Genomic DNA, 13865 nt, shown 5'->3' with positions numbered 1-13865 from the left:
GCTTAACAATTAAAAATAAACACCATTTCAAGGCTCTGGTTATCCAGAGCCTTGTTTTATTTTTAAATTTCCTAAGAAAACAAATTATGTAAGTATATAACTAGTCATATTTATCGCAGTAATTTTCCAATATAGGTTAGTTATGGCTTTCTTTTTTACAGCCGATCCGCATTTCGGACATGAGAATATCATCAATCTTTGTAGGCGCCCCTTTAAAGACTCTGACGAGCAAACAAGTCAGCTCATTGCCAATTGGAACAGTATTATTGGCGAGAAAGATCATGTATTTGTGCTTGGCGACTTTGCTCACCGTGCCCCAAAAGGCTCGTTGTATAGTATTTTCTCAAGCTTGAATGGGCGAAAATCTCTTATCAAAGGCAACCATGATCATTCTGAAACGCTTAGTCTACCTTGGGTTTCACACGATCCAAACAAACCGCAACTAGCAATAACTGATCAACTAACGGTAAAAATAAACCGGCAACCCTTTTTTCTATGCCACTATGCCATGCGTACGTGGCCCGCAGAACATCAAGGGGCCATCCATCTATTCGGCCATTCCCATGGTAATTTGCCAGACCACAACCAATCAACAGATGTTGGCGTTGATTGCTGGAATTACATGCCAGTAAGTGCCCTGCAATTACAACAAAAATTCACAGCAAAATCCAAGCGATAAAACAGAGTTCCTAAAGTTTAGAGGGTGACAAAACAATGTCACAGTGCCCCAGCGTTGCTATCCTATCGGCATTAATTTGTTTTAAGCTTGAATCCAGCTCAACCGCATAAGCAAAGTAACCAAATCCCTCAATGTAGGCTAGAAAATCAGAGGGAGCTTCAAAGCGGGTCAATACCATGTGGTCATTATATTCCATCAATATGATAGGCTTTGACCGCAACAGCAGGTTCTCAGCACCAAGCAAAATGAATGCTTCACTTCGTTCTGCATCCATCTTGATGAAATCAACTTTATCACTGGCTTCTAAATAATCATCCAGTGAAGTTGCTTCGACTTCGATACGCTCAGTCTTAAAGCCCAAATGGTCTTCACCGTTATGGGAAAGGTGCAGGCTTGAGCCACCCATAAACTTGTTGCAAATCTCAAAGCTTAACTTCTCGGGATGAGAGTAGACCGCTTTTTGAACAACCTTACAAATTGACTCATAACCATTAATTGCAACGGACTGTTTTAGTAAACCGACCAAGTGCGGGTTCGCTTCGAATGCAGTAACACGCCCTTGCGGCCCAACGCCATGCGCACCAAGCAAGGTATAATATCCAAAATTAGCGCCAATATCGATCAAATGCATTCCCGGCTTTAGGAGCTTTAAAAACACCTTGGTAATCCACTCTTCCCAATAACCATGAATCATCAAATGCGGCGCGACAGATATATCGCGCGTGTCCACATACATTTTTTGATGACGTGTTGTGACGGTCAGAGCTGTATAATCACCTAAATAAATGCTCGAGGTGCGTTCCATTGCGATGCCTTTAAGTGAATAACTAAAAAGGCAGAATACGGTACCAGTAGAGAATTACTATTCTTAAATATTATCTAATATATTTTTATATTGCAAAATGCACTATTCATTTAGGCCCCAGTAAAACCAGGGCCTAAACGCGTAAAGCTACTTCGTCCACCAGTCATTCGCATCAAACCGGCCTGCCGCCTGTTCGATAACTTCACCAACCTGGAACAGTGTGCCCTCATCAAATGGTTTACCTAAAAGCTGAAGCCCCAACGGCAAACCGTCTTTGTTCAAACCAGCCGGAATAGACATACCCGGAATACCCGCCATATTTGCCGTAACAGTAAATACGTCGTTCATGTACATGGTCACAGGATCGGTAATCTCGCCCGGCGCAAAAGCAGCATCTGGTGTTGTTGGTGTCAAAATCGCATCCACACCGCTTTCCCAAACCAGATCAAAATCGCGCTTGATGAGTGTACGAACTTTTTGCGCTTTCAAATAGTAAGCGTCATAGTAACCAGCAGACAGCACATAAGTACCAATCATCACGCGGCGTTTCACTTCATCACCAAAGCCTTCAGCGCGTGTGTTCTCGTACATCTCGACAATATCATTACCCGGCACGCGCAGGCCATAGCGCACACCATCATAACGAGCGAGGTTGGAAGAGGCCTCGGCAGGTGCCACAATGTAGTAAGCAGGCAACGCATACTTTGTATGTGGCAACGAGATTTCAACAATTTCGGCACCAGCAGCCTTCAGCCAGTCAATCCCCTGCTGCCACAGTTTTTCGATTTCCTCAGGCATACCATCCATACGATATTCTTTCGGAATACCAATTTTCATACCCTTGATGGATTTGCCAACAAAGCTTTCGTAGTCCGGCACAGGCAGATCAACAGATGTTGTGTCTTTGGCATCAACGGAAGCCATTGACTTCAGCAGGATCGCATTATCACGCACGGTGCGGCCAATCGGTCCCGCTTGGTCGAGCGAGCTTGCAAAGGCCACCATGCCCCAACGCGAACAACGGCCATAAGTTGGTTTAATACCCACTGTACCGGTAAGCGCTGCTGGTTGGCGAATAGAACCACCGGTATCGGAAGCTGTCGCAGCAGCGCAGATTTTCGCAGCAACCGCACTCGCCGAACCACCGGAAGAACCACCGGGAACCAGCGCAGTTTCACTGCCATTACGACGCCATGGGTTGACCACATTGCCATAGAAGGATGTTTCGTTAGAAGAACCCATCGCAAACTCATCCATGTTGAGCTTGCCAAGCATCACCGCCCCATCATCAAACAGGTTTTGAGTTACGGTAGATTCATATTCGGGCTTAAAGCCATCAAGAATATGCGAACATGCCTGTGTATGAACACCCTTTGTTGCGTAAAGGTCTTTAATGCCAAGAGGTATCCCCTCAAGCGGACGCGCTTCACCAGCGGCAATTTTGGCATCCGAAGCTTTTGCCTGTTCACGGGCAATATCGCCGGTCACAGTGACATAAGCATTCAGGCTTTCATTCGCACTTTCAATAGCACCAATATAGGCTTCGGTAAGTTCAGAAGCTGAGAACTCGCGGGCAGCAAGCTTGTCGCGCGCCTCAGCGATAGTCAAATCAATCAGTTTAGTCACGGTTTTATTCCTTTAACAACGGCAAGTAAGCCAACAGCACATAAGGGTTATTCAACCACCTTAGGCACCATGAAAAAGTTATCTTCACTCTCTGGCGCATTGGCGACAACTTTATCAGCGTAGCCACCATCTTGAACGCCATCACTGCGCTTCTTCATGGTTTGCTCGACAACCGATGTTAACGGCTCCACATTATCTGTGTTCACTTCATCAAGCTGCTCGATAAAGCCGAGAATGGCATTGAGCTCACCGGTCATGGTTTCTGCCTGCGCATCGCTAACTTTAATGCGGGCAAGACCAGCAACACGTTTGACTGTTTTTAAGTCAACAGACATGGGTCTCTCCTGTTTTGAAAATGGCCGTAAAATGGTTTGTTGCACCTAGCAATATGTTTGAAATTGAACAAATTCAATGCGCTCTCCTTGCCATATACCCAGCTAATTGTTATTTTCGGTCCCCATGAGTACCGATAAATCTCCGGTTGGTCGCAAACAAAACGACGCGCTCACCAAACGCATATTTGCAGCCACATGTAATGCCCTCGCCCTAAATGGCTATGCGGGCACAAATCTGGCTCAAATAGTCAAAACTGCAAACACTTCAAAACAAGCCATTTACCGCCGTTGGCCCAATGGAAAACCGGAATTGTCCCTTGAAACTCTGCGCTTTTTCTTTTCAAGAGTTACCTATGTGCCAGCTGGCACAACAGGCTATCAACAAGAGCTAGAGACATCCTTTCATGCCTTGGAACAAGCCCTACTCTCCACTCCTCTAGGTCCCGCGCTCATCACCTGCCTAGGAGAGCCGGATTTACGTCCCTCCTGCCAATTGTTACTGGCAGAACAACGCACTTTTTTTCGGCAAATCTACCTTTACTGGGGGCAAACCCAAACAATGGAAACACAAATCAATTATCACTTTGCCAATGTACTACAAAGACTTATCATGGGAGACTTCGCAGCAAAGCCACATCAGCATTCCTAGGCCAACGACCAATCAATGGGCGTTTCACCCCTTGCTTGCAAATAGGTATTCGCTTGCGAAAAGGGTTTAGAACCAAAGAAACCACGGTGAGCGGATAGTGGCGAGGGATGCGGAGCTTTCAAAATCAAATGCCGAGCCTCGTCAATTAATGTGGTCTTTTTCTGTGCAGGCGCACCCCACAATACAAAAACCAGCCCTTCTCGCTCTTCATTTAATTTGCCAATAGCGGCATCTGTAAATTTTTGCCAGCCAAACTTGCTATGTGAACCCGCAGTACCAGCATTCACCGTTAATGAGGTATTTAACAACAGCACCCCTTGCCGAGCCCATGCGCTCAAGTTGCCATGCCTCGGGACACTCGTAATAAGGTCACTATGAAGTTCCTTGTAAATATTACGTAGAGATGGCGGAACCTTTACCCCTTCAAGCACCGAAAAGCTCAAGCCGTGTGCCTGCCCTGCCCCGTGATATGGGTCTTGTCCCAAAATAACCACCTTAACATCATCAAACGCTGTCATCTCGAACGCAGCAAACCTTACATCAAGTGGCGGATAAATCTCGTGCCCTAATGCTTCTTGCTCCGCGATTGAATGCATCAGTGCTTCATAATAAGATTTCGCACTTTCACATTCTAAAAATTCTTGCCACTTATAATCCATTCCTCAGCCACATCCTTAAAATATGCATAATAAACACGAAGAGTATTTCCCTAGGAGCACATGGTCATTATTGCAACACCTGCGTTGAATGCCTAACATTTCAACCACTTTAGCAACAAAAAAAACACATAGTTAATCCCAGCTCTTGCCAGTATTGCTTGGAAAAGCTAGTCAGAGGCCATGGGAAAACAACAGTCAGATTTTGCAGCGCCCGAGTCCATTAATCTGAAAGATGCACTAGAAGAGCGCTACCTTTCATATGCCCTCACCACGATTATGCATCGTGCCCTGCCCGATGTTCGTGATGGCTTAAAACCGGTTCACCGCCGCATCCTTTATGGTATGCGTTTACTAAAGCTCGACCCCAAGTCCGGCTTTAAAAAATGTGCCCGTGTGGTTGGTGATGTAATGGGTAAATATCACCCTCATGGTGATGGGCCTATTTATGATGCACTGGTGCGACTGGCCCAAGAGTTCTCTGTACGCTACCCCATGGTCGATGGTCAGGGCAACTTCGGTAATATTGATGGCGACAGTGCTGCCGCCATGCGTTACACCGAAGCGCGTATGACAGACGTTGCCATTCGCTTGCTGGATGGTCTGGATGAAGATGCCATTGATTTTCGTGAAACCTACGATGGCTTGGATAAAGAACCCGTCGTACTACCTGGCGCTTTTCCTAATCTTCTTGCCAATGGCTCCACCGGCATTGCGGTTGGTATGGCAACTTCTATTCCCCCGCACAATGCCTATGAGCTTTGTCAGGCATCGCTCACCCTAATAAAAAATCCAGAAGCCTCCACAGAGGACCTACTTGAATATATTAAAGGGCCGGACTTTCCAACCGGTGGTATTATAGTCAATGACAAAGGCTCAATTCTAGAAGCCTATAATACCGGTCGTGGTAGTTTTCGTATCCGCGCGAAATGGCATAGGGAAGAAGGCCCGCGCGGCACCTATCAGATTGTTGTTACCGAAATTCCCTATCAGGTGCAAAAGTCTCGTTTAATCGAAAAAATAGCCGAGCTTCTCACCGCTCGTAAATTACCTTTACTCGATGATGTACGCGATGAATCAGCTGAAGACATTCGCCTGGTTTTGGTACCTCGAACAAAAACAGTTGATCCTGATTTACTAATGGCTTCGCTCTTCAAGCTCACCGACTTGGAGAACCGTTTTTCACTCAACATGAATGTACTTTCTGCTGGTGTTGTCCCCAAAGTTATGGGCCTCAAGGCAGTGTTGCGAGAATGGCTTGACCATCAAAAAGTGGTGCTCGAACGCCGCTCCAATCACCGCCTTGAACAAATACGCCACCGCTTGGAGGTTTTGGAAGGCTATCTCGTTGCCTATTTAAACATCGATGAAGTTATCCGCATTATCCGTGAAGAAGATGATGCCAAAGCCTCTCTTATCAGTGCATTTAAGCTAACCGATGTTCAAGCCGAAGCTATTTTGAACATGCGGTTGCGCTCTCTGCGAAAGCTCGAAGAATTCGAAATTCGTAAAGAACACGAAAAACTCTCTAAAGAACGCGATGCGCTGGAAGCAATGTTAGCTTCACCGGCAAAACTTTGGAAGCGGATCAGCAAGCAGATAACGGAACTTGCCAAGGCTTATGGACCGGGAACAGAAATTGGCCAACGCCGTAGCCAGTTCGGTTCCGCTAGTGAAGTCGACTTGGAAGATATTCAACAAGCTATGATCGAGCGGGAGCCTATAACTGTCCTTGTCTCGGAAAAAGGCTGGATCAGGGCCCTGAAAGGCCATACCCAAGACGTTGCCAATATCACCTTCAAACAAGGGGACCAGCTCAAGCAACACTTCCTTGCTGAGACCACCAGTAAACTGCTTGTCTTTACCACAGGTGGAAAGTTCTACACCATCGGTGCAGATAAGCTGCCAGGTGGGCGTGGGCATGGTGAGCCAATACGTTTGATGGTTGATATGGACGAAGCACAAGATATTTTAACAGTCTTCCCCCATCAACCGGATCGAAAACTACTTGTTGCCACAACAGATGCCAAGGGCTTTGTTGTTAAAGAAAATGATATTATCGCCAATACACGTAAGGGTAAGCAGGTACTCAACGTATCAGCGCCAGAAGAGGCAAAACTCTGTATTCCGGTGACAGGTGATTATGTTGCTGTTATTGGCGACAACCGTAAGCTAATTGTCTTTCCGCTCGCGCAAATAACCGAAATGACCCGAGGGCGTGGTGTCCGCCTGCAGCGCTATCGTGACGGTGGAATTTCCGATGCCAAAACCTTTGTTGCAACCGAAGGGCTCAACTGGGTTGATAGTTCCGGCCGCACCTTTACCAGAACTCTTGATGATTTAGTTGATTGGCGCGGTGATCGGGGACAGGCAGGCCGCCTGCCGCCAAACGGCTTCCCAAGATCCAACAAATTTGGCGGGAACGGGCTGTAATTCAAGAAAGTTAAAGGCTAAGAACCAATAGGAAGTTCTTAGCCTTTGAGTACCATAGGACGTTAAGCTGTGCGCACTGAAGCCATAAAACTATGCACTGTATCGCGAAGATTAATAGCTTGCTCAGATAAGCTATGTGAAGCATCCAGCACAAAAGAGGCTGAACTTCTTGTTTCACGAACTTGATTACTTACCCGTTCAATATTATCGGCTACATTTTGTGTACCCACCGCAGCAAGTTGCACATTCTGGCTAATCTCTGAGGTCGCAGCTCCTTGCTGGCTCATCGCCGTTGCCATATTCGCTGCATAATTGCTCACATCGCCAATCGATTGGGTAATAGCATCAATCGCAACAACCGCTTGCTTGGATGCCCCCTGCACTTCCATAATTTGCTCGGAAATTTCTGTGGTCGCTTTGGCTGTCTGGCTGGCAAGTTCTTTAACCTCGCTGGCCACAACAGCAAAACCGCGCCCCATGTCTCCTGCCCGCGCAGCCTCAATTGTCGCATTCAAAGCAAGTAGGTTTGTTTGCTCTGCGATATCTTGAATAAGATTAATGACTTCGCCAATTTTCTGTGCCGAACCGTCAAGGTGGTTCACTTGCGAATTTGTACTCACAACACTATCAGCGGTTTCTTGCACGACCCTGCTTGTCTCACCCACTTGCCGACTGATTTCTTCAATGGTTGTGCTCAGTTCCTCAGCAGCAGTTGCTACAGTTTGCACATTAGCCGATACTTCTTGTGAAGATGTTGAAGCCGTATTTGACGAAGTTGAGCTTTCTTCTGCAACACCATTCAGTACACGAGCTGTACTTTCCAGTTGTTGAGACTGATCGCTCATTTGTTTCAACATAAGCTGAACATCTTTATCAAACTGCATCAGCAGTTCTTCTCTTTTTTTATGCCTTATTTCTTTTTCGCTTTGCTCTTTTTCTTTTTGTTTCTGTAAGGCTAAGCGCTCATTATTATTTTGATCCAATACAACGATAGCTTTCGCCATTCGTCCGATTTCATCAAATCGATTCATATATGGTATATGAAGGTCTTGCTGATTTTTCGCCAGCAGTCGTAAACACTGCGTCATTTCTGTAATTGGCCGAAGCAAATGCCGAGCACCCAGTGCGGCAAACAAAGTTAGCAACAATGCCAAAGCCACTTCCGATATTAACAAACCTTGAATAACACTATAAGTTGCAGCCTCAACACGCGCCTTTTGTACGCCGACATACAATATTCCGATAACATTATTCTGCTCATCAAAAATTGGTTGATAGCGCGTGTAATAAGGAATCCCTAAAATCACCGCCTCGCCTAGGAACGTTTCTCCTTTTGTGACAACTGGATACACCTTCCCATTCTGACCAAGCTGGGTACCAATTGCGCGGCTACCATTTTCCTTTGTAATGTTTGTGGTTTTGCGCCAAAAGTCCTGCGTCTTTGAATCCCATGCAAAAACCGTTGCGGTTTCGCCAGTTAACTGTCCAATTCCATCAATGAACTCATGATTATCAAAAACAGGTAGCTGTGGAAGGACAATGCGCTCGATATCACCATGACTGTCAATTTTTACTTGAGCTTGCGGGTAGTTAAAAGCAAGTTGCTTTGCCGCTATACGTAGCGTAAAATTTTGTTGCGCGATAACATCTTCTTTAAGTGACTGGAACAAAAGCCACTTTACTATAACGCCCAATAACCCTAGAGCTAAGACAATTGCAAAACTAGCACTTACGCCCACTTTAAAAACTAAAGATTTTTTTGCCCAATAATTTCTCATAAGACACCTCTATCCATCTCTGGTAGAGCGAATCACTTGTACTCTACCAATTTACGTAGATGTATATACGTACGCAACCTTGAGTAGAATTATCGCTTTAAATTTAAATACAATTTTAAACAGCATTTTATGCAATTTGTCCATTCACACATAAAGCCACTGCAGGGTCTTATTTTAATCCATAGGAAAGCTGAAAGATATATATAATTCTTTAGAATCTCATTCAAAAATTTATATGTTTTCTTGAAAAACCGTATTCTTGAATGGCATGAGAGCACAGCACAAACTATCAAAATATACTGATTTACGGGTATGCAAACCCTCTGTGATTATACCAAAAGCACCATCACTATGCTTAGAATTCTTAAGCTCATATAACTGATCGAAAGCATAACCCAACTCAATACCCTCTCGCACAAGTTGCATGACCTTACCCGGTAGCGGAAGCGTCATCGAACGGGTGCGCGATATGCGGCCATCCGCAGCTTGAATAACAAACCAGGCAAAAGTAAAGTACTGCTCACCGACAACATCGATACCCCCCTCAAGAGACACCCAGAAGTCACAGTCTTGCGCTTCACCTTGCGCATAGTCAGCGCGGTTTTGTGCACCTAACAGTGTCTCATTGTCTCCCAAAGGCTGGTCGGGTACCCCTGATGGCGCTGCAAGCGCAACCACGTCACACACGCTTTCAGGAAAGACTTTTTCAAAAGCCTCACGAGCAGCGGCAATTTTTACAGGGTTTTGTGAGGCCACGCAGATTTTCATAATTCCCCCGAAAGCTTGTGGCTGCCTCTTAATAGTTACGAAGAACTAGCCGTTTTTAAGTATTCTTTGTTTTTCACGGTTCCAGTCGCGCGACTTTTCTGTTTGCCGCTTGTCGTGTAACTTTTTACCACGCGCTAGGGCTATTTCCATTTTTGCGCGGCCATCTTCATTGAAATATATTTTTAAAGGAACAATTGTTTTGCCATCTTTTTGCACGGCACCGGCAAGCTTGTTGATTTGCCGTTTATGCAATAGCAACCGACGTGGCCGACGCGGCTCATGATTGAACCGGTTGCCCTGAGTATATTCCGGAATATAAATATTATACACCATGAGCTCGCCTTTATGCTCGGCAGCATAAGACTCAGCTATATTACTTTTACCGGTTCGAAGTGACTTAACCTCGGTACCTTTCAACTCGATACCGGCTTCAAAAACCTCTTCAATTTCGTAGTTGAAGCGCGCCTTGCGATTATCGCTAACAATTTTGCGCCCCGGAGCGCTACCTTTTTTGGCAGCCATGCGTCACCCTATCGTTCTCATAATTAACGTGCCGATGCTTCTATGCATCGGCACATTTTGTTTAGTCAATCAGACCTGCATGCACCATTGCTTTACGAATAGCAACCTCTGTCGCCTCCGAAACCGGCAACAAAGGCAAACGTAAGGAATTTTCCATTTTCCCAAGTAGCGACAAAGCATATTTTGCACCTGTCGGATTGGGCTCAATGAACAATGCGCTATGCAATGGCGCCAACTTATCTTGTATGGCAAGCGCCCCAGCAAAATCACCTGCCAAACATGCCTCTTGGAACTGGCTACATAAAGCAGGCGCAATATTCGCCGTAACAGAAATACAGCCATGCCCCCCATGAGCCATAAACCCAAGCGCAGTAATGTCCTCACCCGAGAGTTGAAGAAAATCATTGCCACACAAATGGCGCTGCTCGCTCACACGTGCCATGTTGGCCGTCGCATCTTTCACACCAATAATATTCTTGTGCTCAGCAAACAAAGCAGCCATCGTTTCACTAGACATGTCGATAACCGAGCGTCCAGGAATATTATAAATCAATATGGGCAGATCCGTAGATTGTGCCAAACGGCTAAAATGCGCCCGTAAGCCCGCTTGATTGGGCTTGTTATAATAAGGGGTCACAATTAAAAGCCCATTGGCACCAACTTTTTGCGCATGCTGGCAAAAGTCAATTGCTTCCACAGTATTATTAGACCCGGCACCAGCAATAACCGGTACCCGGCCAGCAGAAACTTCAACCGCCATTTCAATCACACGCTTATGTTCATCATGCGAAAGTGTGGGGCTTTCACCAGTTGTACCAACCGGTACAAGGGCATGTGAGCCCTGTTTTATCTGCCAATCCACGAATTCCTGGAAGGTTTTCTCATCCACTGCGCCATCCTTAAATGGAGTGACGAGTGCTGGGATTGATCCTCTAAACATAACAGGTTCCTCGTAGGTATTGCAGACGTAAACATATGTCGACATCAAATAGATTCAGATATTGCGCAGGCCACATTAGTGCCCAAGTATAAATGGGGCAATGCTAATAAGAGAGGATTACCCGTCAATTCCCTGTTTTTTTATCTCTTATTTCCGCCAATATCCTATGTTGAATAGCTTAGGAAGCTTTCATAGCCATAGATATTAAAGGATACTTACAGTGCAAGATGTGAGAGATTTTAAAACTAAATTTACCATGACAAGGCAGTCTTTGCATCACAACGCGAACTCAAAGTAGCCAGGCAAACTTGTCTGCAAGCTTTATCGCGCCCCCAACAAGCATGTTTCTGGGTTGAGAGAACGGATAGTATTTAAATGCAACGCAATCGAAAACCCGGTTTCTTTTATGCCTCTGCTGCGTTTATGCTCGCAGGCATTGTTCAAGCGAACGCACTAAACGTAAAAAATTTTGGATTTGATAGTCAATTACCCCAGAAAAAGCCGGTTATGAGAAACGTTAGCGCTGCACACACAATTCACGAGAAAGACATCACAAGTGCTGCTGTACCGCAGCGCAAACCAACCGAACCCAATAAGTATGCACCGTCAACGAACAACTTACAAAAAAGTAACTCGCCTCTTAGCGCTTTAGGGTTGCAAGCCGCACACAATGCAAAGCAGCCACAGACAACCCAAAACCAAGCCGCAATCATTAGCCAAACCTTTCAAAATGGATTGGCACAAGCTCAAGCCCACAGTAACGAACTTGCACTTTCAAACCTTATAAAATCCGCACAATCAAAAGACCTTGCACGTGCCTTCTTTTACCGCAGTCAACTAACAGATACATTAGATATAAAAATCGCTGACTGGTGGCTTATCGCATACGCCGGAGATAAACTTCCCCCCCGTTTTATCGCCGAATTTGCCGCAAAACACCCGAGCTGGCCAACACCAAAGCTTATGCGGGCAAAGGGAGAAGCTTCTTTAGCCGCAGCCAACCTTCCACCAAGGCAAGTCGTTGCCGCATTTGGCCGTACAAGACCAGAAACTGTAACAGGCAAACTCCTGCTTGCAAAATCCTATCTAAAAATAGGAAATAGCAACGCTGCCTACACCATATTGCAAAAAATATGGTTCACACAAACCCTTGATCTGGAGACACAGAGTAGCCTCTTGAAGGCATCTGGCTCTTTGTTAAATGCGCAAGACCACTACCGCCGTGCGGTCATGCTCATCATGACAGGTTATTTCACGCAAGCAAAAGCACTTTTCCCTTACCTTACCAAACAGCAAGAAAACCTACTAATAGCCACAACCAGTGCATTAAGCGGGCAAAAATCTGCACATAACAAGCTAAAAGCACTACCCAATGCCGATCATTACTTAGCACCCTATATTTATAGCATGGTGAAAGCAGCCCGCGAAGCTGAAGACTACCCAACAGCTGCTAAATGGCTAGAGGCATTATCCGCCGAACAAGAACGCAATACCGCACCAGACGAATGGTGGGTCCAGCGGCGCGTTATCTCCAGGCACTTAGCAGAGGAAGGCAACTATCGCGGTGCATACGCCATAGCAGCCGTTCATCAGGCAACCTCTAAAAGTAGTCAGGTTGAAGCAGAATTTCACGCAGGCTGGTATGCTTTAACAGGCCTGAATGACGCCAAAACGGCAACAATTCACTTTACGAAAATAACCCAACTTGCGCAAATGCCTGTCTCGTTATCCAAAGCGCATTACTGGCTAGGCAGATGTGCCGAAAAGCTCGGCCAAACACAAAAAGCTATTCAATCTTATACCCGCTCAGCCGTATATCAAACGACCTATTACGGCCAACTCGCACAAGCAAAACTTGGCCGCACCGCTTTATCACTTCCAAATACAATTTCTATTAGCCCAGAGGATGCCAGCAGCTTTAATAATAATGAAATTGTAAAAGCCATATACCGCTTAAAAGCCGCAGATATGCACAATTCAACAGTACGGCTGTACGCTTCCTTGGCAAAATCATTAAAAACCCCGGGGCAACTTGCCCTATTAACGAACCTGGCAATGGCAAATCAAATGCCGCAATGGGCACTGATGGCAGGGAAACTAACAGCAATTGAAAGCCCTAAAATGGCAACGCTTGCATTTCCCCTTGTCAAGCTGCCACGCTCTGTGGCCAACATCTCGCATGTTGAATTACCGGTTATCTATGCCATATCAAGGAAAGAGAGTGCCTTTAATCCCGCAGCAAAATCGCGTGTCGGCGCTCTTGGGTACATGCAGCTCATGCCGAGCACAGCAAAAGCAACGGCAAAAAAACTTGGTTTACGTTATAGCCGCCAAAAGTTGACACAAGATCCAGCCTATAATGCCACCTTAGGTGCAGCTCTGCTGCATGAGTTAATCGATGAGTTTAACGGCTCGTACATATTAGCATTTGCAGCCTACAATGCAGGTAAAACCAAAGCATACGAATGGATTAATCGCTTTGGAGACCCTAGGAACCCGCAGGTTGACCCAATCAACTGGGTCGAAAAAATTCCCTATGGAGAAACCAGAAACTACGTTCAGCGGGTTTTAGAAAGCATTCAAGTGTATCGCTATAAACTCGACAATCAAAAATTAGCGATTATTAATGACTTAACCCGTGGATAAACGCAAAGTCATGCCTCCCAGCAGAGGA

General features: G+C 45.7%; 12 protein-coding genes. 4 read left to right on the top strand and 8 right to left on the bottom strand.

Features of this window, described 5'->3' with window-relative positions:
- Window positions 1-142: 142 nt before the first annotated feature.
- Window positions 143-679 (top strand): metallophosphoesterase, encoded by a 537-nt coding sequence (locus AYK67_RS05015; RefSeq protein ID WP_068083156.1) that lies wholly within the window; start codon window positions 143-145, stop codon window positions 677-679.
- A gap of 10 nt (window positions 680-689) precedes the next feature.
- Here the strand turns inward: AYK67_RS05015 and AYK67_RS05010 are convergent, their stop codons facing one another.
- From AYK67_RS05010 to gatC, 3 genes are all read right to left on the bottom strand, one after another.
- Window positions 690-1484: an FkbM family methyltransferase gene (locus AYK67_RS05010; RefSeq protein ID WP_068083153.1), complete on the bottom strand. Its 795-nt coding sequence runs from the start codon at window positions 1482-1484 to the stop codon at window positions 690-692.
- Between the two features lie 147 nt (window positions 1485-1631).
- The gene (gatA, locus tag AYK67_RS05005) at window positions 1632-3110 is read right to left on the bottom strand and encodes an Asp-tRNA(Asn)/Glu-tRNA(Gln) amidotransferase subunit GatA (RefSeq protein WP_068083151.1); all 1479 of its coding nucleotides are present in this window, start codon (window positions 3108-3110) and stop codon (window positions 1632-1634) included.
- Between the two features lie 47 nt (window positions 3111-3157).
- Window positions 3158-3445 carry an Asp-tRNA(Asn)/Glu-tRNA(Gln) amidotransferase subunit GatC gene (gene gatC, locus AYK67_RS05000; RefSeq protein ID WP_068083147.1) on the bottom strand — a complete coding sequence of 96 codons (288 nt, stop codon included), beginning with the start codon at window positions 3443-3445 and terminating at the stop codon, window positions 3158-3160.
- 124 nt (window positions 3446-3569) lie between these two features.
- Between gatC and AYK67_RS04995 the strand changes: the two genes are divergently transcribed.
- Complete coding sequence (locus AYK67_RS04995) at window positions 3570-4094, top strand: TetR/AcrR family transcriptional regulator (RefSeq protein WP_068083141.1); 525 nt, start codon at window positions 3570-3572, stop codon at window positions 4092-4094.
- Here AYK67_RS04995 and ung read toward each other — a convergent pair.
- On the bottom strand, window positions 4091-4753 hold the full coding sequence (ung, locus tag AYK67_RS04990) for a uracil-DNA glycosylase (RefSeq protein ID WP_068083139.1): 663 nt from the start codon (window positions 4751-4753) through the stop codon (window positions 4091-4093). The two genes, AYK67_RS04995 and ung, sit on opposite strands and share 4 nt — an antisense overlap.
- Before the next feature lie 180 nt (window positions 4754-4933).
- Between ung and parC the strand changes: the two genes are divergently transcribed.
- Window positions 4934-7183 (top strand): DNA topoisomerase IV subunit A, encoded by a 2250-nt coding sequence (parC, locus tag AYK67_RS04985; RefSeq protein ID WP_068083124.1) that lies wholly within the window; start codon window positions 4934-4936, stop codon window positions 7181-7183.
- A 62-nt stretch (window positions 7184-7245) separates the two neighbouring features.
- Here parC and AYK67_RS04980 read toward each other — a convergent pair whose 3' ends face one another.
- From AYK67_RS04980 to dapA, 4 genes are all read right to left on the bottom strand, one after another.
- Window positions 7246-8961 (bottom strand): methyl-accepting chemotaxis protein, encoded by a 1716-nt coding sequence (locus tag AYK67_RS04980; protein WP_068083121.1) that lies wholly within the window; start codon window positions 8959-8961, stop codon window positions 7246-7248.
- Window positions 8962-9192: 231 nt separating this feature from the next.
- A complete protein-coding gene (gene yjjX, locus AYK67_RS04975) occupies window positions 9193-9729 on the bottom strand; it encodes an inosine/xanthosine triphosphatase (protein ID WP_068083118.1) in 537 nt (178 codons plus the stop codon).
- A 45-nt stretch (window positions 9730-9774) separates the two neighbouring features.
- The gene (smpB, locus tag AYK67_RS04970; RefSeq protein WP_068083115.1) at window positions 9775-10251 is read right to left on the bottom strand and encodes an SsrA-binding protein SmpB; all 477 of its coding nucleotides are present in this window, start codon (window positions 10249-10251) and stop codon (window positions 9775-9777) included.
- Between the two features lie 61 nt (window positions 10252-10312).
- Window positions 10313-11191 carry a 4-hydroxy-tetrahydrodipicolinate synthase gene (gene dapA, locus AYK67_RS04965; RefSeq protein ID WP_068083114.1) on the bottom strand — a complete coding sequence of 293 codons (879 nt, stop codon included), beginning with the start codon at window positions 11189-11191 and terminating at the stop codon, window positions 10313-10315.
- Window positions 11192-11566: 375 nt separating this feature from the next.
- Here dapA and AYK67_RS04960 point away from each other — a divergent pair, with 375 nt between their 5' ends.
- Window positions 11567-13837, top strand: coding sequence for a lytic transglycosylase domain-containing protein (locus AYK67_RS04960; protein ID WP_068083113.1), 2271 nt, complete (start codon window positions 11567-11569; stop codon window positions 13835-13837).
- Window positions 13838-13865 lie beyond the last annotated feature (28 nt).

Origin of the sequence: Polycladidibacter stylochi (genome assembly GCF_001562055.1) — a bacterium.
Taxonomy (GTDB): Bacteria; Pseudomonadota; Alphaproteobacteria; order Rhizobiales; family Stappiaceae; genus Pseudovibrio; species Pseudovibrio stylochi.
The sequence above is the reverse complement of the archived record's forward strand: the minus strand, read 5'-3'. Positions and strand labels throughout refer to the sequence as shown.

Excerpts from the sequence above, each read along its gene's own strand:
- AYK67_RS05015 (WP_068083156.1), top strand. The coding sequence starts at position 143 with ATGGCTTTCTTTTTTACAGCCGATCCGCATTTCGGACATGAGAATATC.
- AYK67_RS05010 (WP_068083153.1), bottom strand. The coding sequence starts at position 1,484 with ATGGAACGCACCTCGAGCATTTATTTAGGTGATTATACAGCTCTGACC.
- gatC (WP_068083147.1), bottom strand. The coding sequence starts at position 3,445 with ATGTCTGTTGACTTAAAAACAGTCAAACGTGTTGCTGGTCTTGCCCGC.
- AYK67_RS04995 (WP_068083141.1), top strand. The coding sequence starts at position 3,570 with ATGAGTACCGATAAATCTCCGGTTGGTCGCAAACAAAACGACGCGCTC.
- ung (WP_068083139.1), bottom strand. The coding sequence starts at position 4,753 with ATGGATTATAAGTGGCAAGAATTTTTAGAATGTGAAAGTGCGAAATCT.
- parC (WP_068083124.1), top strand. The coding sequence starts at position 4,934 with ATGGGAAAACAACAGTCAGATTTTGCAGCGCCCGAGTCCATTAATCTG.
- AYK67_RS04980 (WP_068083121.1), bottom strand. The coding sequence starts at position 8,961 with ATGAGAAATTATTGGGCAAAAAAATCTTTAGTTTTTAAAGTGGGCGTA.
- yjjX (WP_068083118.1), bottom strand. The coding sequence starts at position 9,729 with ATGAAAATCTGCGTGGCCTCACAAAACCCTGTAAAAATTGCCGCTGCT.
- smpB (WP_068083115.1), bottom strand. The coding sequence starts at position 10,251 with ATGGCTGCCAAAAAAGGTAGCGCTCCGGGGCGCAAAATTGTTAGCGAT.
- dapA (WP_068083114.1), bottom strand. The coding sequence starts at position 11,191 with ATGTTTAGAGGATCAATCCCAGCACTCGTCACTCCATTTAAGGATGGC.
- AYK67_RS04960 (WP_068083113.1), top strand. The coding sequence starts at position 11,567 with ATGCAACGCAATCGAAAACCCGGTTTCTTTTATGCCTCTGCTGCGTTT.